Annotated in this window: 20 protein-coding genes; 10 read left to right on the top strand and 10 right to left on the bottom strand. The window is 36.1% G+C overall.

Annotated elements, in window-relative coordinates; all coding sequences use genetic code 11:
• Positions 1 to 702: 702 nt before the first annotated feature.
• The 4 genes from J4051_RS05070 to J4051_RS05085 form a co-directional block, all read right to left on the bottom strand.
• Complete coding sequence (locus tag J4051_RS05070) at positions 703 to 1,167, bottom strand: GNAT family N-acetyltransferase (RefSeq protein ID WP_208232771.1); 465 nt, start codon at positions 1,165 to 1,167, stop codon at positions 703 to 705.
• Position 1,168: 1 nt separating this feature from the next.
• A complete protein-coding gene (locus J4051_RS05075; RefSeq protein WP_208232772.1) occupies positions 1,169 to 2,032 on the bottom strand; it encodes a hypothetical protein in 864 nt (287 codons plus the stop codon).
• A gap of 11 nt (positions 2,033 to 2,043) precedes the next feature.
• Positions 2,044 to 2,862 (bottom strand): 3-deoxy-8-phosphooctulonate synthase, encoded by an 819-nt coding sequence (kdsA, locus tag J4051_RS05080; protein ID WP_208232773.1) that lies wholly within the window; start codon positions 2,860 to 2,862, stop codon positions 2,044 to 2,046.
• A gap of 285 nt (positions 2,863 to 3,147) precedes the next feature.
• The gene (locus J4051_RS05085; protein WP_208232774.1) at positions 3,148 to 3,507 is read right to left on the bottom strand and encodes a hypothetical protein; all 360 of its coding nucleotides are present in this window, start codon (positions 3,505 to 3,507) and stop codon (positions 3,148 to 3,150) included.
• 399 nt (positions 3,508 to 3,906) lie between these two features.
• Between J4051_RS05085 and typA the strand changes: the two genes are divergently transcribed.
• The 6 genes from typA (at position 3,907) to J4051_RS05115 (ending at position 11,623) form a co-directional block, all read left to right on the top strand.
• Positions 3,907 to 5,706 carry a translational GTPase TypA gene (gene typA / locus J4051_RS05090; RefSeq protein WP_208232775.1) on the top strand — a complete coding sequence of 600 codons (1,800 nt, stop codon included), beginning with the start codon at positions 3,907 to 3,909 and terminating at the stop codon, positions 5,704 to 5,706.
• A 187-nt stretch (positions 5,707 to 5,893) separates the two neighbouring features.
• Positions 5,894 to 6,913: a GNAT family N-acetyltransferase gene (locus tag J4051_RS05095; protein ID WP_236027232.1), complete on the top strand. Its 1,020-nt coding sequence runs from the start codon at positions 5,894 to 5,896 to the stop codon at positions 6,911 to 6,913.
• A complete protein-coding gene (locus J4051_RS05100; RefSeq protein WP_208232776.1) occupies positions 6,910 to 8,034 on the top strand; it encodes a DegT/DnrJ/EryC1/StrS family aminotransferase in 1,125 nt (374 codons plus the stop codon). Before J4051_RS05095 ends, J4051_RS05100 begins: the two co-directional genes overlap by 4 nt.
• Positions 8,035 to 9,342, top strand: coding sequence for an O-antigen translocase (locus J4051_RS05105; protein WP_208232777.1), 1,308 nt, complete (start codon positions 8,035 to 8,037; stop codon positions 9,340 to 9,342).
• A gap of 15 nt (positions 9,343 to 9,357) precedes the next feature.
• Complete coding sequence (locus tag J4051_RS05110) at positions 9,358 to 10,842, top strand: O-antigen translocase (RefSeq protein ID WP_208232778.1); 1,485 nt, start codon at positions 9,358 to 9,360, stop codon at positions 10,840 to 10,842.
• Positions 10,835 to 11,623 carry an acyltransferase gene (locus J4051_RS05115; RefSeq protein WP_236027235.1) on the top strand — a complete coding sequence of 263 codons (789 nt, stop codon included), beginning with the start codon at positions 10,835 to 10,837 and terminating at the stop codon, positions 11,621 to 11,623. Before J4051_RS05110 ends, J4051_RS05115 begins: the two co-directional genes overlap by 8 nt.
• Here J4051_RS05115 and J4051_RS05120 read toward each other — a convergent pair.
• Positions 11,604 to 12,959 (bottom strand): hypothetical protein, encoded by a 1,356-nt coding sequence (locus tag J4051_RS05120; protein ID WP_208232779.1) that lies wholly within the window; start codon positions 12,957 to 12,959, stop codon positions 11,604 to 11,606. The genes J4051_RS05115 and J4051_RS05120 overlap by 20 nt on opposite strands.
• Before the next feature lie 54 nt (positions 12,960 to 13,013).
• Positions 13,014 to 14,171, bottom strand: a complete 1,158-nt coding sequence (locus J4051_RS05125; protein ID WP_208232780.1) for a glycosyltransferase — start codon at positions 14,169 to 14,171, stop codon at positions 13,014 to 13,016.
• 32 nt (positions 14,172 to 14,203) lie between these two features.
• Between J4051_RS05125 and J4051_RS05130 the strand changes: the two genes are divergently transcribed.
• The gene (locus J4051_RS05130; protein ID WP_208232781.1) at positions 14,204 to 15,307 is read left to right on the top strand and encodes a glycosyltransferase; all 1,104 of its coding nucleotides are present in this window, start codon (positions 14,204 to 14,206) and stop codon (positions 15,305 to 15,307) included.
• Positions 15,300 to 15,707: a sugar 3,4-ketoisomerase gene (locus J4051_RS05135; RefSeq protein WP_208232782.1), complete on the top strand. Its 408-nt coding sequence runs from the start codon at positions 15,300 to 15,302 to the stop codon at positions 15,705 to 15,707. Before J4051_RS05130 ends, J4051_RS05135 begins: the two co-directional genes overlap by 8 nt.
• Here J4051_RS05135 and J4051_RS05140 read toward each other — a convergent pair.
• On the bottom strand, positions 15,690 to 16,619 hold the full coding sequence (locus J4051_RS05140; protein ID WP_208232783.1) for a glycosyltransferase family 2 protein: 930 nt from the start codon (positions 16,617 to 16,619) through the stop codon (positions 15,690 to 15,692). The genes J4051_RS05135 and J4051_RS05140 overlap by 18 nt on opposite strands.
• Positions 16,620 to 16,678: 59 nt before the next feature.
• On the opposite strand from J4051_RS05140, the gene J4051_RS05145 reads away from it, so the two are divergent.
• Positions 16,679 to 17,791, top strand: a complete 1,113-nt coding sequence (locus J4051_RS05145) for a glycosyltransferase (protein ID WP_208232784.1) — start codon at positions 16,679 to 16,681, stop codon at positions 17,789 to 17,791.
• A gap of 199 nt (positions 17,792 to 17,990) precedes the next feature.
• Positions 17,991 to 18,818, top strand: coding sequence for a 2OG-Fe(II) oxygenase (locus J4051_RS05150; protein WP_208232785.1), 828 nt, complete (start codon positions 17,991 to 17,993; stop codon positions 18,816 to 18,818).
• A gap of 153 nt (positions 18,819 to 18,971) precedes the next feature.
• Here the strand turns inward: J4051_RS05150 and J4051_RS05155 are convergent, their stop codons facing one another.
• From J4051_RS05155 to lnt, 3 genes are all read right to left on the bottom strand, one after another.
• The gene (locus J4051_RS05155; RefSeq protein WP_208232786.1) at positions 18,972 to 19,655 is read right to left on the bottom strand and encodes a cell division ATP-binding protein FtsE; all 684 of its coding nucleotides are present in this window, start codon (positions 19,653 to 19,655) and stop codon (positions 18,972 to 18,974) included.
• A gap of 275 nt (positions 19,656 to 19,930) precedes the next feature.
• Entirely contained in the window at positions 19,931 to 20,431 is a 501-nt protein-coding gene (azu, locus tag J4051_RS05160; RefSeq protein WP_208232787.1) for an azurin, read from the bottom strand.
• A gap of 301 nt (positions 20,432 to 20,732) precedes the next feature.
• On the bottom strand, positions 20,733 to 22,322 hold the full coding sequence (lnt, locus tag J4051_RS05165; protein ID WP_208232788.1) for an apolipoprotein N-acyltransferase: 1,590 nt from the start codon (positions 22,320 to 22,322) through the stop codon (positions 20,733 to 20,735).
• Between the last annotated feature and the right edge of the window lie 170 nt (positions 22,323 to 22,492).

Here is a 22,492-nt window from a genome sequence, read left to right on the forward strand (position 1 = left end):
GGCATAACGATGCCCCTTAATTGTTTTGATGAAAAGATAGCTTCTAGAAAATGATCAACGGCCACTTTTAACAAAAATTATTGAAAAATATGAAATAGTTTATAAATTGGAGATTATTGACATGTTTTCATCACATGGGTTCTTTTGAGAACCAGACCCATGAAGGTGGTCATGAAGGCAGACGTAAAGAATGCGATCATATAAAATTCGAAATTACTTAAAAAAATGCCGTAAACGCATAGACTGAATGCAACTATAGCGTAAAACGGGAAAAAGGTATTAAAGACCGCTTTTTTGTCGAAAGCTTTTGTTTCAAACAAGCTAAAAAATGGATATATGGTTAAAGCGATGGTAACGACACAACCTACAAATACAGGGATCATTGAAAGGAGAACAAAGAGCAGCATCTTTACCTCAAAACTTTTAGGACTGGTGATCATCCAAAAAATGAGTGTGGCCAGAACAGTCGATTTACAAAAATTTAGAAATACATTCATCGGTCAAATTTTTTGCTAATCAAAAGCAGCTATGAGATTAAAAATCACCTTGCGACCTTATCGAAAAACCATTGCTATTTGCGTTGAAATAGGCTAATGCGAATTAATTATTTTTATCTTAGAAACGAGAAACGAGAAACGAGAAACGAGAAACGAGAAACGAGAAACGAGAAACGAGAAACAAGAAACAAGAAACAAGCGTTTTTTACAATTCCTTATACACCTTAAAGATTTCAAATGCCAGACCTTTATAGTTCTTCTTCTGTTTCTTTTCAACGATGTAATATTGGTCTTCAAAAAAAGGTAGAGCCGTGATACTTACATCAGCTTTGATAACCTCGTAGCCCTTAGCCAGCGCTTGAGATTCTATAATACGCATCAATTTAATGCCAAAACCTCTTCGTAAATAATCTTTATGCACAAAGAGACCATCAAAATCGTTGCCTTTGCTGAGGTATGCAAAACCCACGATAGTATCTTTTAATTCGGCGACAATAAAATAGGAATTCGCAATACGGTCTTCCCATTTATCAACGTCCAAAGCCCCTGATGCCCAGATACGAATTTGCTTTTCAGAATAATCCTTTACATTGACATGCGTGATCGTATCCCTAAAAATTGTAGTGATAAAAGGAATGTCTTCTAAAGTTGCTTCTCTAATTTCAATCATACTAAATTCTAAATATACCACCTAAGTTAAAAACACTCTGGGCAAAGAAAAAATGTTGTGAAGCGCCTTCGCTTGGGTTGCGGGTTGTTCTAATATTGCCCATATTGATATAACCACCTTTCAGATCACCTTGTATAAAAAAGTGTTTGAAGAAGGTAAAGTTCAAGCCTGCCCCAACTGAAAGGCCATAGCCTGAAATATGAAACTCGTCATAGCGATCTCTATCAAAAAGCGTCGTGTTGGTTTTTGGATAAAGAATCCCTGCGCCAATTCCTTCTGTGATGTTTATCTGAAATTTATCGGTATTCTGAATGTTGAATAGTGAAGAAATATCATCACGTCGTGCCAATTCAAGATACACAAAATTTAATCCATCAGTATGTTCAAATTGCAAAAATTCTTCTGAAACCAAAAAGTTCTGTTGGTCATAAACACCATTAAAAACAGATCCTACATCATCTGATGGTAAATTAATATAGCCGTCAACCACTCTGTTCTTGTTTCTCGTCATGACATACTTCATGTGGTCCATACCAAGTGCTAATGAATATTTTTCTGAAAAGAAATAACCAAGTTTAAAGTTGGTCTGAGGGATGGTAATACGTGCAGGGTTTACATAATCAATATGCCAACCTTTAGGTTTATCCTTTGCAGTCGCGTCTTTAATGGTAAACTCGTAATCCTCTCCTTTAAATGTGATATCAGATTTTGAAAATGCTGCCCTGTTGCCACCCCAACTCACAAAAAACTTACCTTTGTTGGTCGCTGTGTATCTTATTGGTTCTGTGATATCTTGTGAATAACTGTTGAGTGTGAGCAAAAAAAGTAGTGCACCAATAATTGGTGCGTGAATTTTTTTAAACATTTAAAAATGGATTATAAAGTATTGATTGTTTTTCTAATCGCCACCAAATTAGTGAGTAGTTTTTCCAAATTGTCCAAGTGAAGCATGTTGGCACCATCACTTTTGGCATTGGCAGGATCAAAATGTGTTTCAATAAACAAACCATCAACATGATTAACAACACCAGCTCTGGCTATAGTTTCAATCATATCTGGCCTACCGCCGGTAATACCTATGCTCTGGTTGGGTTGTTGTAAAGAGTGGGTGACGTCCAATACAGTTGGCGCATACTCACGCATAGTAGGAATACCCCTAAAATCAACAATCATATCCTGATAGCCGAACATCGTGCCTCTGTCGGTAATCCATACTTTCTGGTTGCCTGCGTCCTTCACTTTTTGAACCGCATGCTTCATGGCTTCCGGGCTCATAAACTGTCCCTTTTTGAGGTTGACCACTTTTCCGGTTTCTGCCGCTGCAACAACCAAATCGGTTTGTCTCACCAAAAAGGCCGGAATCTGCAAAACATCTACATATTGGGCTGCCATGGCTGCATCAGAAACTTCGTGAATATCGGTGACTGTTGGAATGTCAAAGGTTTCAGAAACCTTACGTAGTATTTTAAGAGCTTTCTCATCGCCGATTCCTGTAAAACTATCAATTCTACTGCGGTTCGCTTTTTTGAAACTCCCTTTGAAAACATAAGGAATATGCAACTTGTCAGTGATTGATACGACTTTTTCAGCAATGCGAAGCGCCATCTCTTCGCCTTCAATGGCACATGGTCCACATAATAAAAAGAAATTATTGGCAGTTGTATATTTTAATTTTGGAACGTCGTTAAGAGTCATTTGCTTATTAATTTAAGAATGCAAAGTTACGGAAAATTATGCACGAAGTTATGCTTGTTGAATATGGAATTTCAATGATGGTATTGACGCTATTTCTCTAAAGGAACTCGAAGATTCAATTCGTCAGCGATGAGAGGTTTCTTTAAAACAAATATTTAAAACTTTTAAGGATACTAAGCTTGTTCTATAAGACGACATCCAAAAATCGAAATACGATTGAATCCAATCTAACCTTCTTCTCAGCCCGATAAAACCAAGCAGCGAAGCAATCTAATATCTATTTGCCTAAAACACCTTCTTGATGCTATTGCGAATCATCCAGAGTGCCATTACAAAATTGCCAATAACGAAAAACCCTCCCATAATTAGAAAGCGTTTGGTTTCATAAGAAATGCTCACGATGTTTAGGTGATCAAATAAATAAGCCAGTATCATATAAGATGAGAGGCAAACGAATGTGATTCCCAAAGAAAAATTGAGTTTTTCATTTGGCTTAATCAATTGCCATAAAAAAGGAATTCCAAACAACAATATAGGATAGGCTGTAAGACCTTCGCTTCTGTTAACGTCAGTAAACCAATAGATGATTACTGCAATGAAATAGAAGTAGGGAATATATTTTGAGTATGTTCTAAGTGCTTTCATCTGTAAATTTTGAATTTTTTAATCACTGCACCTCTCAAAAAAAACAATAGTTATTTTGTTTTCAATATACAGATGTTATAATTACTAAACTGTCAGATGTAAATTGCCAATGAATTCATTAAGTTGGTGGGAATGGCCTTTTACTATTAATCAATTCTTAAACGAAAGATACAAATTGAAAGTATAATTATTTTCAACAATAACATTTTATTAACTGTCTGAAATTCGGGAAGCTCTTGGATTATCCCACTAATTTCGTGGGCTTCAATAGCTTGTATAAGTGATTAATTATTGTTATTATAAACGCTTAAAGAATAAATCATAAAATATAGAAGCTGTGAGAAAGCTTGTAAAAAATAAATAGCGTACATTTGCACGCTGAAAAAAAGCACCATATATATGGCGAAGATAAAAAATATTGCAATTATTGCACACGTTGACCACGGCAAAACTACCTTGGTTGATAAAATTATGTACTACTGTCACACGTTTCGTGAAAACGAAAATACGGGTGACTTATTCCTTGACAATAACGACTTGGAGCGTGAAAGAGGTATTACAATTACCTCTAAAAACATTGCTGTAACTTACAAGGATACTAAAATTAATGTTATTGACACACCAGGTCACGCGGATTTTGGCGGTGAAGTGGAGCGTGTATTAAACATGGCTGATGGCGTTTTGCTTTTGGTCGATGCCTTTGAGGGGCCTATGCCACAAACTCGATTTGTGCTTCAAAAAGCACTTGATTTAGGTTTGAAACCTTGCGTTGTGGTCAACAAGGTTGATAAGGAGAACTGTACCCCAGATGAGGTGCATGAGGCTGTTTTTGATCTGATGTTTGAATTGGGCGCTGAAGAATGGCAATTGGACTTTCCGGTGGTTTATGGATCTGCCAAAAATAATTGGATGAGTACCGATTGGAAAAAACCAACCGATTCCTTGGAACCTTTATTGGACATGGTAATAGAACATGTTCCGTCAATGGAAGTTGAAGAGGGAACTACTCAAATGTTGATCACTTCTTTAGACTATTCATCATTTACCGGTAGAATTGCTATCGGACGTTTACAACGTGGTGTTTTAAAAACAGGAATGAACATTTCTTTGGTTAAACGCGATGGTAAAATCGTGAAATCCAAAATTAAGGAACTTCATGTGTTCGAAGGTGTAGGCCGTAGAAAAGTTGAAGAGGTCCAGGCTGGAGATATTTGTGCTTTGGTAGGACTTGACGGATTTGATATTGGCGACACCATTGCCGACTATGAGAATCCAGAAGGATTGGAATCTATTGCTATTGATGAACCAACGATGAGTATGTTGTTCACCATTAACGATTCGCCGTTTTTTGGTAAGGATGGAAAGTATGTAACCTCCAGACATATCAAAGACCGTTTGACAAAAGAACTCGAGAAAAACTTGGCATTACGTGTTAGTGAAACGGACAGTGCTGATAAATTTATGGTATTTGGTCGTGGCGTTCTGCATTTGTCTGTATTAATTGAAACCATGCGTCGCGAAGGCTATGAGCTTCAAATTGGTCAGCCTCAAGTAATCATTAAGGAAATTGATGGCGTTAAATGTGAGCCAGTTGAAGAAATGACTATTGATTTACCAGAATCAGTTTCTGGTAAAGCCATAGAAATGGTGACCATGCGTAAGGGTGAAATGTTAAGTATGGAAGCTAAGGGCGATCGTATGGTATGTAAGTTCCTAATTCCTTCTCGTGGTATTATAGGGTTGCGTAACCAATTGTTGACTGCTACGGCTGGTGAAGCGATTATGACCCACCGTTTTACTGAATACCAACCGCTAAAAGGTGGGATTCCAGAACGTCAAAATGGCTCTTTGGTTTCCATGGAGAAAGGTCAAGCCATTCCGTATTCTATTGACAAATTACAGGATAGAGGAAAGTTTTTCATCGATCCGGGAGAAGATATTTACGAAGGTCAAGTGATTGGTGAAAATTCACGTGGCGATGACATGTCGGTTAACGTCACTAAAACCAAGAAAATGAGTAACGTTCGTTCGTCAGGTGCAGATGACAAAGCGCGCATTGTTCCAGCGATTAAATTTTCGTTGGAAGAAGCTTTGGAATACATCCAAAAAGATGAATACGTCGAGGTCACTCCGAACCATATTCGTTTGCGTAAAATTTTATTGACGGAAGTTGAGCGTAAAAGAAATAAGTCGATCTAATAAAATTAATTTGAAACGTAATAAAAAAGGAATTCCATATGGAGTTCCTTTTTTTATTCCCAACAGTGGATTTTAATACCTCGAGATTCTTGGTTTCTGCCGATGAATTCCGCATAGTAACCTCTGTAGAGTGGTGAGAATAATTAGAGCCAAACGAGATGCCTTCTATAAAAATATTGTATTTTGGATGCCAATTTCAATCATAGAACTTTATAATCCACTTCGTCTGTTGAAAGCGTATTCAATTGAACAATATCAACCAAAATTCAAGTCGGTTTGGAATGCTTTTGTGTCCAATTCCAAAAATGCGACATTCTTGTTCCATCGTGATTTTATGGAGTATCACCAGGATCGTTTTGAAGACTTTTCCTTGATGGTTTATAAGAAGGAGAAATTGGTCGCTTTATTACCTGCCAATAGAGTAGGAGATGAAGTTTATTCACATCAGGGCTTGACTTATGGCGGATTGGTATTGCCAAAAAACATTAGGTTTGAAAATGTTCTGCAGAGCTTTGAAATGCTTTTAAAATTTCTGCATGAACAAAATATCACATCACTTCATATAAAGGAAATCCCTTCCATTTATCATCACCTTCCTTCAGAGGAAATTCCATATTTGAATTTTATTCTCAATGCCGAATTAATACGAAGGGATACACTTTCAGTTATTGATAACCACAACCAGCTAAACTTTTCGAACAGCAGACTTGAGGGTATCAAACGTGCTCAGAAAAATGAGCTAAGGATTGAAAATAATGATGATTTTGAAACGTTCTGGAATGCGATTCTAATTCCTAATTTGACTAAAAAACACAACGCAAATCCAGTACATTCTTTGGAAGATATTTTATATCTAAAGCAGAGGTTTCCTAAAAATATTAAGCAATTCAACGTGTATCATGAAGGTCAGATTGTTGCTGGTGCCACAATATTTGAAACTAAAAATGTGGCACATTGCCAATATATTTCTGGCAATGAAGATAAAAATACCTTAGGGAGTTTGGATGGCTTGCACGATTATTTGATCAATACCGTTTATGTCAAGAAGCGTTATTTTGATTTTGGCACGTCTAATGAAAATAACGGAAAAAACATTAATGAGGGACTGCAATTCTGGAAAGAAGGATTTGGTGCCAGAACCATAACGCAGGATTTTTATAGAATTGACCCCAAAAACTATAAAGCATTGAAAACGGTTCTCAAATGATAAAGTTTTTAGATCTCCATAAAATCAATGCGCGTTTTGAAACGGATTTTCAAGAGCGGTTTAAGAGTTTTTTAAATTCAGGACATTATATTTTAGGAAGTGAAGTGGAACGTTTTGAAATGGATTTTGCAGCATATTGTGGCACTAAATACTGTATTGGTACGGCCAACGGACTGGATGCTTTAACATTGATTTTTAAAAGTTATATCCATTTGGGAAAGCTGGAAATTAATGATGAAGTTATCGTCCCAGCGAATACATATATTGCCTCAATCCTTTCTATTATCAATGCAGGTTTAAAACCAGTTTTGGTAGAGCCTGATCTTGAGACCTATAATCTTTCTGCTGAAGAAACAATAAAACATCTTAACCCAAACACAAAAGCTATATTGGTGGTACATCTCTATGGTCAGTTGGCTGATATGCACGCGATAAATACCATTGCAAAGTCTAAGGGATTGCTGGTAATAGAAGATGCGGCACAGGCACACGGAGCGGTAGAAAGTTCAAAGTTTGAAGTTCAAAGTTCAAGGTTTAAGAAAGCTGGAAACTTGGGTGATGCAGCTGCATTTAGTTTTTATCCGACTAAAAACTTAGGTGCTTTGGGTGATGCCGGAGCGGTGACCACCAATGACAGGGATTTAGCGGAAACCGTAAAACTGATGCGTAATTATGGCAGTTCAAAGAAGTATGTCAATGAGATTATAGGTGTCAACAGTCGATTGGATGAACTTCAAGCGGCATTCTTGAATATCAAATTAAAACAGCTTGATAAGGACAATGATATGCGCCGAACGATGGCAAAACGCTATCTTCATGAGATTAAAAATAAAAAGTTGACCTTGCCGTTCTATAGTGGAGAGGATGATCACGTGTTTCATGTTTTTGTAATACGAGTAATTGATCGCTCAGGTTTTGAAACTTATTTACAGTCAAAAGGTGTAGAGTATTTGATCCATTATCCAGTTCCACCCCACCAACAAAAGGCCTTGTCAATGTTAAACGAAAATAAATATCCTATTACGGAAGAGATCCATAAAACTGTCGTCAGTATTCCAATGAGTCCAGTTATGGCAGCGGATGAAATTTTCACAGTTATTAACGCTCTAAACGCGTATTAAGTGGGGAAGTTCAATAACTATATCAATGAGCATGTGCTGTTCAAGGTGGCCAATCTCAATACCGTAACCATAATCACTAAGATTATTGCTGGAATTTTGACCTCAAAGGCCATAGCCGTGTTTATTGGGGTGGAAGGCATGGCACTTATCGGAAATCTCCGGAATTTCCTCGGTGCAATCCAGACTTTTTCAATTTTGGGGTTTTACAATGGTTTGGTCAAATCCATTGCGGAGGTTAAAAATGACGTTTTTAAACTAAGTCAAACCCTATCTACAGCGTATTATTTGGGGTTTTTGTCAACGCTGTTGATTGCATTTTTAAGTTATTATAATGCAGAATCCATTAATAATTTCTTGTTTGCTGCCCATTATAATTATGCTTATGTCATTAAGATCATGGCGCTGGCATTACCGTTCTATGCGTTGAACATGTTCAGTTTTGCGATAATTAATGGTTTTTCAAAGTATAAGATTTTACTGATCATCAATATTATTGGTCAGGTTTTAGGCCTATCCATCACCTTGCTTTTAATATATCAATACAATATTGATGGCGCCATGATAGCGGCGGTTATCGCGCCTTCACTTATTTTCTTTATTACTTTTATTGGCTTTTTAAACCAGCGCAGTTTGGTAGCTTCGGTAAAAATATCAAATGTCAGTATTGGCGTATTAAAGAAATTTGCGCCCTTTGCAACGATGGCTTTGGTGACTGCTATTGCCATCCCAGTGGTGTCTATTGTGATCAGAAATTATATAATTGATGAGATTGGTATAAAAGAAGCAGGACATTGGGAAGCCATGCAGCGTATTTCAGATTATTATTTGATGTTTATCAATTCGTTGTTGACTTTGTACTTCTTACCGCGATTTAGTGAGATTGAGAGCAAGGAGGAGTTTAGGAAGGAAGTCTTCAGTTTTTATAAAACCGCCATGCCCATCTTTGGAATAGGACTGATCGTCATTTATTTGTTGCGATCTTTATTGGTGCCCCTTATGTTTTCTGAGGCCTTTAAACCTACTGAAGATTTATTTTTATGGCAACTTTTGGGAGATTTTGTAAAGGTGCTTTCTATAGTAATTGCCTATCAATTTATCGCTAAAAAAATGTTTACGCATTTTATCATTATCGAAATCTTTTTGGTGGTCATCATGTATTTGTCGAGTGTTTATTTGATTGATATTTTTGGCGTTAAAGGTGCGGTCATGGGCCATTTTGTGAGCTACTTAATGCATTATGGTATTATTTTGTTGATATTTGGAAGTTCGCTATTTGGGGTGATATCCGAAAAGACAGATAACGAATGACGCTCAGGTAAACAAATGTCAGAAACTCAAAGTTCATACAGGCAGGTTCTAAAGTCCACATCATTGTTTGGTGGTGTTCAAGTTGTTAATATTGTCATTTCAATAATCCGCTCAAAATTTGTAGCGATTCTTTTGGGACCCATGGGTATGGGAATTGCGGGGCTTTTAAACTCTACAATTAATGTTGTGAGTGAATTGACCAAAATTGGTTTGGACACAAGCGCGGTAAAGGAAATTGCCTACTTTAAAAATAAAGACGAAGAAAGACTCATCATAATCATTAATTCATTAAAACGAATTGTTTGGTTTACTGGATTTCTGAGCGCAATTCTCACCATAATTTTCTCATCATTTTTAAGCCAATTGACATTTGGAAACACAGATTACACCTGGTCTTTTGTTTGGATTTCTGTAGCGTTATTGTTTAAACAGCTCACTTACGGAGAATTGGCGATTCTGCAAGGTTTAAGAAAGTTGAAGTTTTTGGCAAAATCCAATTTATATGCCAGTTTTGTCGGACTTTTTGTAGTCATTCCGCTGTATTATATTTTTGGAATTGACGGAATTGTGCCCGCCATTATTATTAGTACGATCCTCAGTTATGTGTTTAGCAAATATTTTACTCATAAAGTAAAAATAAAACCACTTAAACTATCCAATAGAGACGCATTTCGAGAAGGCAAACCCATGTTGAAATTGGGCCTCATGTTGAGTATTAGGAGTTCTATTACCTTGTTAAGTGCTTATGCCGTTCAGATATTTATCAGTCATGTTGGAGGTATAGATCAGGTGGGGTTTTATTTGGCAGGTTTCGTCATCATCAACTCTTATGTTGGTATTATTTTTAATGCAATGCAAACGGATTATTTCCCTCGTTTGTCCGCAATGGCAAATAATACTGAAAAATTAAGGCATACCGTACTTCATCAAGCGGTTATAGCGTTGCTCATTATAACACCGATTATTGTGATCTTTTTTATGGTGGCACCTCTCGCCATTCAGCTACTTTATAGCAAGGAGTTTTTATTGATTACGGTTTTTGTGAGCTGGGGAATGTTTGGAACACTTTTTAAGGCGGTATCATGGTCCATGGGTTATGTGATTTTGGCAAAGGGCGACTCAAAACTATTTATAAAAACAGCTGTTTTATTTAATTCTATATTTGTAGGCTCAATGGTTTTTGGCTATTACTTTTACGGATTGTTTGGTGTGGGCATCGCTTTTTTTGCTTACAATATTTTACATCTCATTATCGTAAAGTTGATTACCTTTTATAAATATGATTTGTATTTTAATAAAAATTTTAATTGGCTGTTTGTAGTTTGCTTGTTGATCTGTGGCGTTTCATTTGCGTTTAGCCATTTAAATACACCACTATTAAAATATAGTCTGATGCTTTTGATGGTCATTATTTCTTTAACATTCAGCGTATATGAAATAAATAAGAAAATAGACCTCAGAGGATTAGTACAGCAGTTCTTAAAAAGAAAAAATGATTAAACATCTTAAAGCAATTTACTATTTCTTTAGACTTCAATATGAGAAGCTCAAATTCTTTTTTTCAATAAATTGGATCAAAACGCTTTATTTTAATTTTAAAATGCTGCCTTATGAGACGGCAAAAAAACTGCCTTTTTACTTTTATGGAAGTGTCAAGTTTACAAGCTTAAAAGGAAGTGTCCAGATTGAAGCCCCAATCAAAAGAGGGATGATTGGATTTGGACAGGCTTACGAGATGACGACACGTTCAAGCAAAATGGCCGAGATTGTATTGAAAGGCCAAATTATTTTTCGGGGCTACGGCCAGTTTGGAAAAGACTGTTTCTTAATGGTGGGCAACAATGCCGTTTTAGATTTTGGAAATATGGCTGGTATGGCTTCCCGCGGTAAGTTGATTTGTACCGATGAAATCACATTAAAAACTTATGCAAGGATTGGTTCTGAATGTCAAGTGGTGGATACGGATTTTCATCAAATGATCAATACGGAAACAGGCGAACGCTATGAGGTGACAAAACCGATAACCATTGGCGCCTATAATTATGTTGGCAGATGGACTTCACTATTGAAAGGTGCTGTGACACCAGATTATTGTACGATTGCTTCAAATACACTATGCAATAAAGATTATTCACATCTAGGTAGCAATATACTTATAGGTGGAATTCCCGCGAAACTTCTTAAAACAAATATCTCACGCGATTGGGAAGGTGAAAGAGCGATGTTGGAGAAAAGCCTGTTGTTGGAAAACAGATTTAAAGTTACCAAAGGCAATCATTAGTGCCGGGTTTTGGAAGTTTTCGAAACTGGATGTAGCGGTACCACCATTTTACCTTGCTGAATTCTGAAAGCTTTAAATCAGGAATGTGGTGCAATTTATCTTGATATCTTATAATTATTTCTATAGGTCTATCATGCTTCCTTACCCATTGATCTGCTTGTGTTTTAAATTCTATCAAAGGAAGTTGAAAGGATTTAAGGGGTTCTGCATTTTCCCATTTAAGAGAGTCAGCAATGTCCACTATAGTGACAATATCTTCTTCAAATGACCAAATCTTCGTTCTTTTGGTATCGATCAAATAATGGTTACTCCGGCTTTTTTCTGTCAACAGATTACTGAACATGGTCAGATTTCCAGCATTTGATAGGCCAACATAAGCTTGTCCTCCCCACATCACAATAAATATCACGAATATTATGGGTATTATTTTAAGGCTTTGTTGCTCTTTTATAAAGGTAGATTTCTTTAATAGAATAGCAAAGAAAACCAACCATCCCATATTGAATATGATGCCATTATAGACTCTTATATGTGTTTTGTCAAAAAGACCTAAACGACTTACGGCAAAAGAGATCAGTACGGATAGGATACAGAAAAAAATATAATATCGCAATCCTCGGATAATAGATTGATAGTAGGGTTTTTGATGGTCAAAGTTGATGATGCACCCACAAATCAGAAAACCTGCAAAAGCACTAAAATTTGAAAATCCATATAGAGACATGAAAAAATGAAAAGCAATCAATAACCAAGTGGTAATTCTGCGTGTATTATGAAACAATAACCCAAATGGAATTACCATCTCAAATAGGATCGTTAATATTTGAGATGTTCTTACGGCCATTGGCGGAAGCCTATAACTTTCTCCGAACAAAAAGCTGGTAAAATTTGAACTTACATAATTGGTGCAACTGGAAGTGAGATCAAAGAAACCGGCATTCAATTTATGAAACCCCGAAACAAAATATATAGTGATTAAGGAGTAGATAAAAATATTGGCAATCATTTTATGGTCTAATCTGTTTTCTTTTATTTTTCTAAATTTTAGAATCACAAAAAGAACGAACAAGATGCCAATAAATACCTGTAGATTTCCGTGATTGGTACTTCTTGGAAATATGGGAGCATAGATAAAATAATAAGGTATGCAGGATAAGAATGTCGTGAACCAAAATTTCCGACTCAAAAACTGTAGCCCTATCATGCAAATAATAAACGCCGTCACTTTTGGATATTCCCAACCACCAGCGCCAATGCTCAATAAAAGCGCACAATTATACAGCGTCAGCAAAATATAATAACTGTCATTGGGCAGAGTGAAGTTGTATTTTGGCATTTTATAAATTATAAAAATTATGTATTGATTAAATCATTATCTCACCAGTGGGTTTTAATGCCCCGAGGTTCTTGATTCTGATTTCCAGACAGCTAAATAGTTCTCAGCTATATCCTTATAATTATGTTCTCTCTCAACAAAGGCTCTTGCCTTTTTAGAAATCTCCATAATCTTTTCAGGATGTTCAATCAGCCAGCTCAATTTCTGGACTAAATAGTCAATGTCTGGTAGGGCGTTGATCACGATGGTATCTTCCTCCACATCGTAATAATCCAACCATTCCTGCTCAGCGCCTGTAAACACAACTTTACCTTTGGCCATCGCTTCAAGTGCGTTGTAACCTTGGTCAAAAGAATAGATTTGGTCCATTAAAATATGGCAGTCGTCATAAACCTTTATGTATTCATCGTAGGGCAAGCTATGGGTATATGTAATCTCTACTTTGTCGCCATATTTAGTGGCGATTATTTTTAAGGCTTCGGTGAAATAATCATTTCCTTTTCTAATAACGGATGCGGTATTGATACCATGGAATATTTTAATTTTTCCGCTTATTTCCATCGGAATATATTCAATGACGTCAGTTTTTATCGGGTTTGGAATCAGTCCTAAATAGGATTTATGACCCAATAACGGAATGTGATAGTCCATATCTGTGGCAATGACACCTTGAACATTCTTGTAAATGAAATCGTGAAGTTTTTTGAAATCGTCAGTGAGATATTGTAACTGATATTTGTATAAAGATTTAAGGGAAGGGTCTTTTAGATAAGGAGTCATCACACTATACCTGAGTTTTCCATCCATCATATATCGCATGCATTGGTAGTCAATGCCAGTAGAAAGTAAAAAAAGCTTGCTGTTATGTTTTAAAAGATGCTTTATGAATTTTATTTCTAAGCGAGGCGTAGATTTTATTGAAAACTCATTGATCAACTGCACCACGTCAAATCCTTTTAATTTTTTCGAAAGGAATCGACCTCTCAAATAGATTTCAAAAGCCCCTAAATCAAAAGAAGTCAACTTATAAAAACCCACTTTAATTTTTTTCAGGATCGGACTGTGAAACGAGTGGTCAATTTTAATATCAACCGGATAATTTTTAAAACCATCGCCACTGCCAATAATGAGAACATCATGGCCAAGAGACTCTAATCCTTTTTTTAGAGAATTGTGAAGTCCACTGTATTCGCCAATTAGTAATATTCTCATTTAAGCTATATTTGCGATAAAGATACTAACTGTTGAAATCAAAAGTAAAAAAGATATGTATTGTTGTATCATCATTAGGTGAAGGTGGTGCTGAGAAATCCGGAGCTTTATTATCAGTTATGCTTCATAATCTGGGTCATGATATTTATATTGTTTCTGTTTTGGATCATATCGATTACCATTACGAAGGTACATTATATAATCTTGGAGCCTCAAAGAAAAAAGATGATTCTATTCTTGGCAGAGTCTCCCGATTAAACAAATTTAAAGCATTTTTAAAAGCTAAGGGTATCGAAATCATAATAGATAATAGAACGCGTGTGCAAGCCTATCGGGAATTTATCATTACGAAATTTATATATAAGGTACCGACGATTTATGTGGTTCATAATTTTAATGAAAAGTCAGCATTTACACCTTATAATCGGTTGAACAAATGGTTGTATCGGAATACGTATATGACCGCAGTTTCTGAAGCCTCCAAATTAAAATACCAAAACTTGTTTGGTCTTGAAAAAATTAGAACTATTTATAATGGATTTGATTTTGATGATATTAAGAATAAAGCGAATCAACAGATTGAGGTTGCTAAAAAATCATATATCATATTTTATGGAAGATTAGATGATAGGCACAAGAACATAAAGTTGCTTTTAAAGGCCTATAAACTTTCTAAATTACCTGAAAATGAGATAGATTTACTTATTTTAGGAAGTGGTGATGATGCTGAAAAGTTGCAATCTTATGCTGATGAACTGGCGTTGAATAAGCAAGTTATTTTTAAACCCTTCACTTCTAATCCCTATCCGTATGTCAAACAAAGTAAATTTATGGTATTGAGCAGTAGGTATGAAGGTTTTCCGATGGTCATACCGGAAACCTTATCTTTAGGAGTTCCTGTGGTTTCGGTGGATTGTGAGTCTGGCCCCCGAGAAGTGATTGTTGAGGCTAAAAATGGGTTGCTTGTAGAGAATCACAATCCAGAAAAGTTATCGGAAGCTATGAATGCTATGGCTTTTACTCAAGATTTATATAATATCTGTGCAAGTAATGCTTCAGAAAGTGTCGCCCATCTTTCACATACTGAAATTGCAAAGGAGTGGAATAATTTAATCCAAGAAGTATGTAATGAATAGAATTAAAGACATTGTAATCATTGATATACCAACCATAAATGAGGTTAGGGGGAATTTGGCAATTTTGGAAAAAGATACCGTCCCTTTTGAGTTCAAGCGCGTTTATTATTTATATGATGTGCCAAGTGATGCTTTTAGGGGAGGACATGCCCACAAAGAACAGAGCGAGCTCTTGATAGCGCTCAGTGGTAGTTTTGAAGTGGTTTTGGACGATGGTTTTGAAACTCGAAGAATCATGTTGAACAAACCAAATAAGGGCCTATTCGTTCCCACGATGATGTGGCGTGAACTTGATAATTTCTCTTCTGGAGCGGTCTGTTTGGTGTTGGCTTCAGACACATTTGATGAAGCAGACTACATTAGAGATTATGACGAATTTAAGCTATTTAAAAGCACTTAAATGAATTCCTAAATGCTGCATTCGTTTTTTGAAGAAATGAAAACACCGAATTACACTTGTTGGTTGTTTTAATAAAAACTGCTGTTTTTTATTCAAATTGTTATAATCGATTTCTTTTTCGAATCTTCTGAAACTATCTTGATCATTTTCCAATTTCGATAAAACGGCCATCGAAAATCTATTTAAGTCTATAAATTTTTTCAAGCCTGGATTGCCCGATTCAAATTTGATGTAATTATCAAATTTCGGTTTATCCGCACGTTTTGTTCTATTGGAAAGACTCTTTTTTTCGTAGCGATAGGTTGCAAGCACATCATTAATGAAAACAACCTTGTAGTGCAGTCCAATACGGATCCATAAGTCTGTGTCTTGTCCACTTTTCAGGGAAGTATCATAAGTGCCGATTTTGTCGAAAACGCTTTGGTGAACAACAGTGCTAGAGCTTGTCAGCACTGTGTTGATATAACTGGATTCAAAATAATCAACGATATAGATGTCTTTGTCTCTGATATCTTTGATAGAGTAAACTGAGCGGATGACACCATTTGACGTTTCTATATTTACTGCGGCCGCAAATACCTGATGGTCAGGATGAGATTTAATAAGCTGACTTATAGTTTCAAGATAGCTTTCTTGCCAAAGATCGTCCGCATCCAAAAGCGCAAGGTATTGCCCGCTCGCTTTTGAGATGGCGGCATTTCTAGCTGCAGAGGCACCTTTATTGTCTTGTTTAAAATACTTTATTCTATGGTCTGAAATTGAGTTTACCACAGCTTCACTGCCATCTGTAGAGCCATCATTGACCACAATAATTTCAAAGTCCTGAAACGTTTGTGCCAATACACTCTCAATCGTGCTTTTAATATGTGTTTCCTTATTGTAAAGTGAAATAATTACTGAAAAATAAGCCATGATTAAACTTTAATGCATTTAAATGAAATCGTGCAGATGAATATCTTAAATTTGTTTTAATGACTCTTACAAAGCTACAAATTGTGTCCTTCAATAATCCATATCCTGCAAATTATGGTGGTGTGATTGATGTTTTTTATAAGATTAAACATTTGCATAATCTTGGAGTTGAACTATATCTACATATCTTTTTTGATGATCGTTTTGATACCGAAGCCTTAAAGCCCTATTGCAAAAAGATTTTTGTGTATAAAAGAAACAAATCATTTTTTAAGCTTTTTAATGCTTTGCCATTTAGAGTCGCTTCAAGAACATCCAAACAAATTTATAATAATCTGACTCAAGTCGATGCCCCCATTTTATTTGAAGGTTTGCAGACAACCCACGTGTTGCTGAACCATCAGTTCAAATGTAAGATTTTTATAAGGGTTCATAACATTGAGCATTCTTATTTTTATGGTCTGGCCAATAGTGAAAAAAATCTATTGAAAAAGTTGGTGTACAGGATTGAAGGTAACAAATTCGAGAACTACGAGAAAGTTCTCAATAAATCTGACGGAATTTTGGCACTTTCAAAAATCGAATTTGATTATTTCCAAAAGAAGTACAATTCAAAAGCATATTATCTACCTGTTTTTCATGGGAATGAGGTTATTCAAAAACAAATTGGCAATGGTAAATACGCCTTATACCATGGCGATTTATCCACTGCAGACAATATTGCATCCGCAACATATATTCTATCGTTATTTAAGAAATTGAAATACCCATTAATCATTGCGAGTGCTGTCATGCCTGCTAGTTTGGGGAAACTGATCGAAAAATATGAGCATATTCGTTACGTCCAACTTGGTGATGATGAGCAAGTAAATCAATTGATTGCTGAGGCCCATGTGAATGTGTTGTATTCCAATCAAGCCACAGGCACAAAGTTGAAAGTGTTTTATTCTTTGTACAATGGACGCTTTTGCATTGTAAATAATAACATTGTTGATGATGATCGGATCTTAAAAATCTGTGAGGTAGCTAATACCACCGAGCAATACCTTCAAAGGATCCAGGATGTGTTTAATAAAGATTATAAATTTCCACCTGAAAGAGCGCGTGTTTTGGAACAATTCCATCCAGCTTTAATGGCGAAAAAACTACAGCAAATTGTGACAGAAGTTTAGGGTAATAAAAGCCCATTATTTTTCATGTTTTTTGTGGGATTGTATAATTCGACGGGAAGTCCACAGACCTGTCGTTAGAAATTAGCACCGAAATAATACCACGTAAATAGAAGTTTAGAAATGCGATTTATGAAGGTTTAAAAGAGGTCTTCGGTATAAAAGATTTAAATTGCATCAAATCCATAAATACCGTATTACTATGAATGTTTCAGTGTCGGATGAAATTTCAGAATACATCTATGCTAAAATAAAAAGTGAGCAAAAAGCTTTGACGGCTGCTTATAACAAGACCAAATCTCAAATTGGTTTTTTTTATATTGATGATATTTTGCCTGAAGCCATCGCGCAAAAATGTTATGAGGTTTTTCCTGATCCTTCAGAAATGCGCTGTCTGAAAAGTATGAGAGAATACAAGCACGTATCGGCACAAATGGATAAACACGAACCATTTTTAGAAGCTGTTATCTACGCCTTTCAAGACCGCAAGATTGTAACACTTATTGGCGCAATTTGTGGTATTGATTCGCTTTATGCTGACGAATCGCTATATGCAGGAGGCTTATCATTAATGGCGAAGGATAATTTTTTACATCCCCATTTAGATAATTCGCACGATGCCGAACGTGAGCGTTGGAGGGTTTTGAATTTGCTCTATTACGTTACACCAGATTGGAAATTAGAAAACGGTGGGCATTTGGAAGTGTGGCCTGATGGTCCAAAACAAAAACCTGTGCTCATTGAAAGTAAGTTTAACAGATTGGTGATTATGGCCACACACGATACGTCTTGGCATTCCGTAAATAAAGTCACTGATAATGGGAGCAGATGTTGCATTTCCAATTATTATTTTAGTGATTCGCCCTTAAAACCTACGGATAAGTTCCATGTAACCAAATTTAGAGGAAGGCCAGAAGACACTTTTACAAATGTCGTTTTGAACCTTGATGCGAGTTTAAGAATGCTGCTCAGGAGAATCTTTAAAAAGGGGATTCGTAAAAATCCGCATGTTTATAAGAAAAAATCCTAATTAAATCAGTTGCTGCTGTAGTCAAAATCAGGGTAGGTTTATCTCTAAATATACTCTTGCGAACTTCGGGGTGTTTATTATTGAGTTTCAAAGTGTAGAGCGTTCAGAAAAGAAATTACCGTTGTTCAAACGCTTATTTGATTGGTTAGGAATTTAACCTTTACGCTGTACCACTTCAAAAACCTTATTTTCATCACACTTTAGGGTTTTGCTTGGATAACGTAATAGAAGTGCATAGTCGTGGGTGGCCATTAAGATGGTATTGCCGTTTTTGTTGATTTCACGCAAGACTTCCATAACCTCAATACTGGTCTGTGGATCTAAATTTCCTGTAGGTTCATCGGCCAAAATAAGTTCAGGGTCATTCAATAAGGCCCTTGCAATGGCAATACGCTGTTGTTCACCGCCCGAAAGCTCATGTGGAAATTTAAAGCCTTTGGTTTTCATGGCGACTTTATCGAGAACTTTTTCAACACGTTCCTTGATTTTGCTTTTGTCCTTCCAACCGGTTGCTTTCAAGACGAACTCCAAGTTGCCATTAACCGTCCTGTCCGGCAACAATTTAAAATCCTGGAAAACGATACCTAACTTTCTTCTTAAAAACGGAATGTCCTTTTCTTTTAACGTTCGCAAATCGAAATCGACAATATGGCCTTCCCCAGTGGTCAGTTCCAGATCGCCATAGAGTGTTTTCATAAAACTACTTTTTCCGCTTCCTGTTTTCCCAATGAGATACACAAAATCACCCTTTTTCATTTCGACGTTAACTTCAGACAACACCATGCTGTCTCCTTGATATATCGAGACATCCTTTAATTCTAAAACAGTTTCAGACATTTTTTTACGTATGTTTTTAAGAGTTGTAAATGTATTGTTAAAATAATCAAATATCAAATATTTTAAAAATGAGTCGGTAGTCAACAGCAGTTCCTTTATAAGACTTGACATCAGAATACTTAGGATGTCAGAGAACTGAAAAGCAGTAATAAGCATAAAAAAAGCTGCAATAAATTTGCAGCTTTTTAAATTAAAGTACTTTAATGGGCACTTTAGTTTTTATTCTTTTTTAGAACTTCAAGTGTACTACTTGGTCCTAAGTAACTCGTGTTTAATTATTCCACGATAAATTTACCTTGCATCAAAGCGTAGTGCCCTGGGAAAGTACACAAATAAGTGTAGGTTCCTGGAGCAGGAGCGTCAAATTCAATAGTTGTAGTTTCTCCACCACCAATCATTTTTGTATGAACAATAAACTTGTCGGTCATATCAGCAGGGATATAATCGTTGTCTTTTGCCATTGCAGCAGCATTTCCTACTGTAGCTACATCAGCATCTTGGGTAAGTAAAGCCCAGTTATGACCCATAACTTGTATATCCATTTTACCAACATGCTTTAAAGTAAGTTTCACTTTTTGACCTGCTTTAACTTTAAGTTCTTTTTTGTTAAATTGCATTTGGTCATTACCCTCTATGGTCAAAACGGCCACATTTGGATCTTCAGCAGGTGCTTTTTTCTCAACTTTGGTATCAGTTGTAGCTGCAGGTGTTTCTTTTTTCTTGTCGCCACAGCTAAATGCTAAGGCTACTAAAAATACTAAGATTAACTTTTTCATTGTTATTTAGAATTTAAATTTATTTATTGCAAAATTAACTGCTATTTATAGGATAGCAAAATCATTTGTGTCATTTTTTTTCTAAAACACTGTAATTCCGTACCATTTTAAGGTTTTGTGATACTCTTCAGAAGGACATTAAGTATTGCTATTTTGAATTATTTGGATGGATAGTTGCAAGTCATTAGTCTACAGCAGATTAACGATAGGGGGAGAGTTGATTTTTATTTTTGAATACTGGTCTATCTGTTTATAGGTTTGTGCATTACTTTAAAGTAGGATTTTTAAAAAACTAAGTCGATCAAGACACCCTGCTTTTTCTATACATCGTAATCAAAAACACAAAAAGCGCAATAAACATCGCAATTCTCGCAATATAGTCACCAGCCCAAGTGTAAAATGTTATTTTTTCGTTAGTTGTGACGGTTCCGGACAAAGCACCTTGCGTATCATAGGCTAATGACGATGTGATATCTCCTTTGGCATTGATCAGTGCAGAAATACCAGTATTAGCGCTTCTCACGATATCTCTTCGTGTTTCTATTGCGCGCAGTCTTGCGTAACTTAAATGTTGTTTATGGCCCTGTGTTTCACCCCACCAAGCATCGTTGGTGATAATGGCCAATACGTTGGCATTATTTCGAATGTACCCTGTTACAAATTCCCCATATACCGATTCATAACAAATAATGGGACCAACCTTTAGATCGGGATTAGTGGTTGTGAATGCCGTGCGTTCTTCTTGGGTGGTTTTCATGGCCAATGTACCGCCCAGGTCAATCATGAAATCGCCAATTAGAGGTTTTATAATGGTTTGATAAGGCAGCGTTTCTACGCCTACAACCAATTTTGATTTGTGATAGAGTTGTACATCATCGCTCGCGTTGAGCATCATGGCCGAATTGTAATCGTCATACCAAAATCCGCTTTTGTGGTAATTGGACTGTTTCTTGACAAGTGATTTGTCTGTGATGAAATTGATAAACGAAATCCCTGTTAAAATATTTAGATTGGGATGTTCAGAAATATAGACATCCAGTTTTCTTTTGAAATAGGCGTTTTCCAACTGGGTGATTTTCACATTGTCCGCAAACACCGTTTCCGGAGCTACGACAAGGTCTGTCTGTGCATTGATTTTAGTGTCTGCCAACTTTAGCAACATATCGGCAATTTCTTCATTGGACACATTGTACTTTTCAGAATAGGGATCGATGTTGGGCTGTAAAGCAATTACATTTATCTGTTCGCCTTCAATATTGTAAGTGTAATAGATGGTTAAGGAGATTAAAATCGGCAAAATGATTACAGCCAAAATAATGATGCCATTTGATTTAACGCTATTTATGGATTTCTGAATCTGATATTTCACAATCAATTTATAAATCAAAATGTTCACAAGCCAAACCCATAAGGTACCTCCAAAAGTTCCGGTGTATTCATACCATTGGATCCAAGTGAAATATTCTGAGAATCCATTACCCAAATTCAGCCAAGGCCAAGAAAAATCCCATCCTAAATGCAACTTTTCAAAAGCTATCCATAAGCACATCAAAAACAAAAGACTAATGTTGACGGTAGCACGTTTTGCAATGCTGTGATAAACCACCATTAGGATGGCCATGAGCATGGAATTCACTAAAATGGCAAAGCTGGCACCAAATACATCGGCGTATTGGAGCCAATTGGTGGTGATGAAATTCCAGATGACAAAACTGATGTAGCTATATCCAAAAATCGATATTTTTTTCCATTTGATATCGGAAAGTCGGACATGACGCTCCACGAATAGAATCGGCACAAACCCAATAAAGAGCAAGATTGGGAATCCGTAGGTAGGCCATGCAAAAGCTAAAAGTAATCCTGAGAGTATGGCAAAAAGGAAGTTTTTCATTGGGGAAATTTACGAACAAAAATATTAATTTGGTAGTATGAAATGAGGAATAAGAAATAAGTATTAAGTATCAAGAACCAAGAACCAAGATTCAAGACTGCGGTTCAAAGCTGAGGATTAACGATTGATGATTCAATGGTGTCCGATTAAAATTCAATGATCCTCTAAAA

Source organism: Gelidibacter pelagius, from assembly GCF_017581925.1.
Lineage (GTDB): Bacteria > Bacteroidota > Bacteroidia > Flavobacteriales > Flavobacteriaceae > Gelidibacter > Gelidibacter pelagius.

Excerpts from the sequence above, each read along its gene's own strand:
- J4051_RS05070 (WP_208232771.1), bottom strand. The coding sequence starts at position 1,167 with ATGATTGAAATTAGAGAAGCAACTTTAGAAGACATTCCTTTTATCACT.
- J4051_RS05075 (WP_208232772.1), bottom strand. The coding sequence starts at position 2,032 with ATGTTTAAAAAAATTCACGCACCAATTATTGGTGCACTACTTTTTTTG.
- kdsA (WP_208232773.1), bottom strand. The coding sequence starts at position 2,862 with ATGACTCTTAACGACGTTCCAAAATTAAAATATACAACTGCCAATAAT.
- J4051_RS05085 (WP_208232774.1), bottom strand. The coding sequence starts at position 3,507 with ATGAAAGCACTTAGAACATACTCAAAATATATTCCCTACTTCTATTTC.
- typA (WP_208232775.1), top strand. The coding sequence starts at position 3,907 with ATGGCGAAGATAAAAAATATTGCAATTATTGCACACGTTGACCACGGC.
- J4051_RS05095 (WP_236027232.1), top strand. The coding sequence starts at position 5,894 with ATGCCAATTTCAATCATAGAACTTTATAATCCACTTCGTCTGTTGAAA.
- J4051_RS05100 (WP_208232776.1), top strand. The coding sequence starts at position 6,910 with ATGATAAAGTTTTTAGATCTCCATAAAATCAATGCGCGTTTTGAAACG.
- J4051_RS05110 (WP_208232778.1), top strand. The coding sequence starts at position 9,358 with ATGTCAGAAACTCAAAGTTCATACAGGCAGGTTCTAAAGTCCACATCA.
- J4051_RS05115 (WP_236027235.1), top strand. The coding sequence starts at position 10,835 with ATGATTAAACATCTTAAAGCAATTTACTATTTCTTTAGACTTCAATAT.
- J4051_RS05120 (WP_208232779.1), bottom strand. The coding sequence starts at position 12,959 with ATGCCAAAATACAACTTCACTCTGCCCAATGACAGTTATTATATTTTG.
- J4051_RS05125 (WP_208232780.1), bottom strand. The coding sequence starts at position 14,171 with ATGAGAATATTACTAATTGGCGAATACAGTGGACTTCACAATTCTCTA.
- J4051_RS05135 (WP_208232782.1), top strand. The coding sequence starts at position 15,300 with ATGAATAGAATTAAAGACATTGTAATCATTGATATACCAACCATAAAT.
- J4051_RS05140 (WP_208232783.1), bottom strand. The coding sequence starts at position 16,619 with ATGGCTTATTTTTCAGTAATTATTTCACTTTACAATAAGGAAACACAT.
- J4051_RS05145 (WP_208232784.1), top strand. The coding sequence starts at position 16,679 with ATGACTCTTACAAAGCTACAAATTGTGTCCTTCAATAATCCATATCCT.
- J4051_RS05150 (WP_208232785.1), top strand. The coding sequence starts at position 17,991 with ATGAATGTTTCAGTGTCGGATGAAATTTCAGAATACATCTATGCTAAA.
- J4051_RS05155 (WP_208232786.1), bottom strand. The coding sequence starts at position 19,655 with ATGTCTGAAACTGTTTTAGAATTAAAGGATGTCTCGATATATCAAGGA.
- azu (WP_208232787.1), bottom strand. The coding sequence starts at position 20,431 with ATGAAAAAGTTAATCTTAGTATTTTTAGTAGCCTTAGCATTTAGCTGT.
- lnt (WP_208232788.1), bottom strand. The coding sequence starts at position 22,322 with ATGAAAAACTTCCTTTTTGCCATACTCTCAGGATTACTTTTAGCTTTT.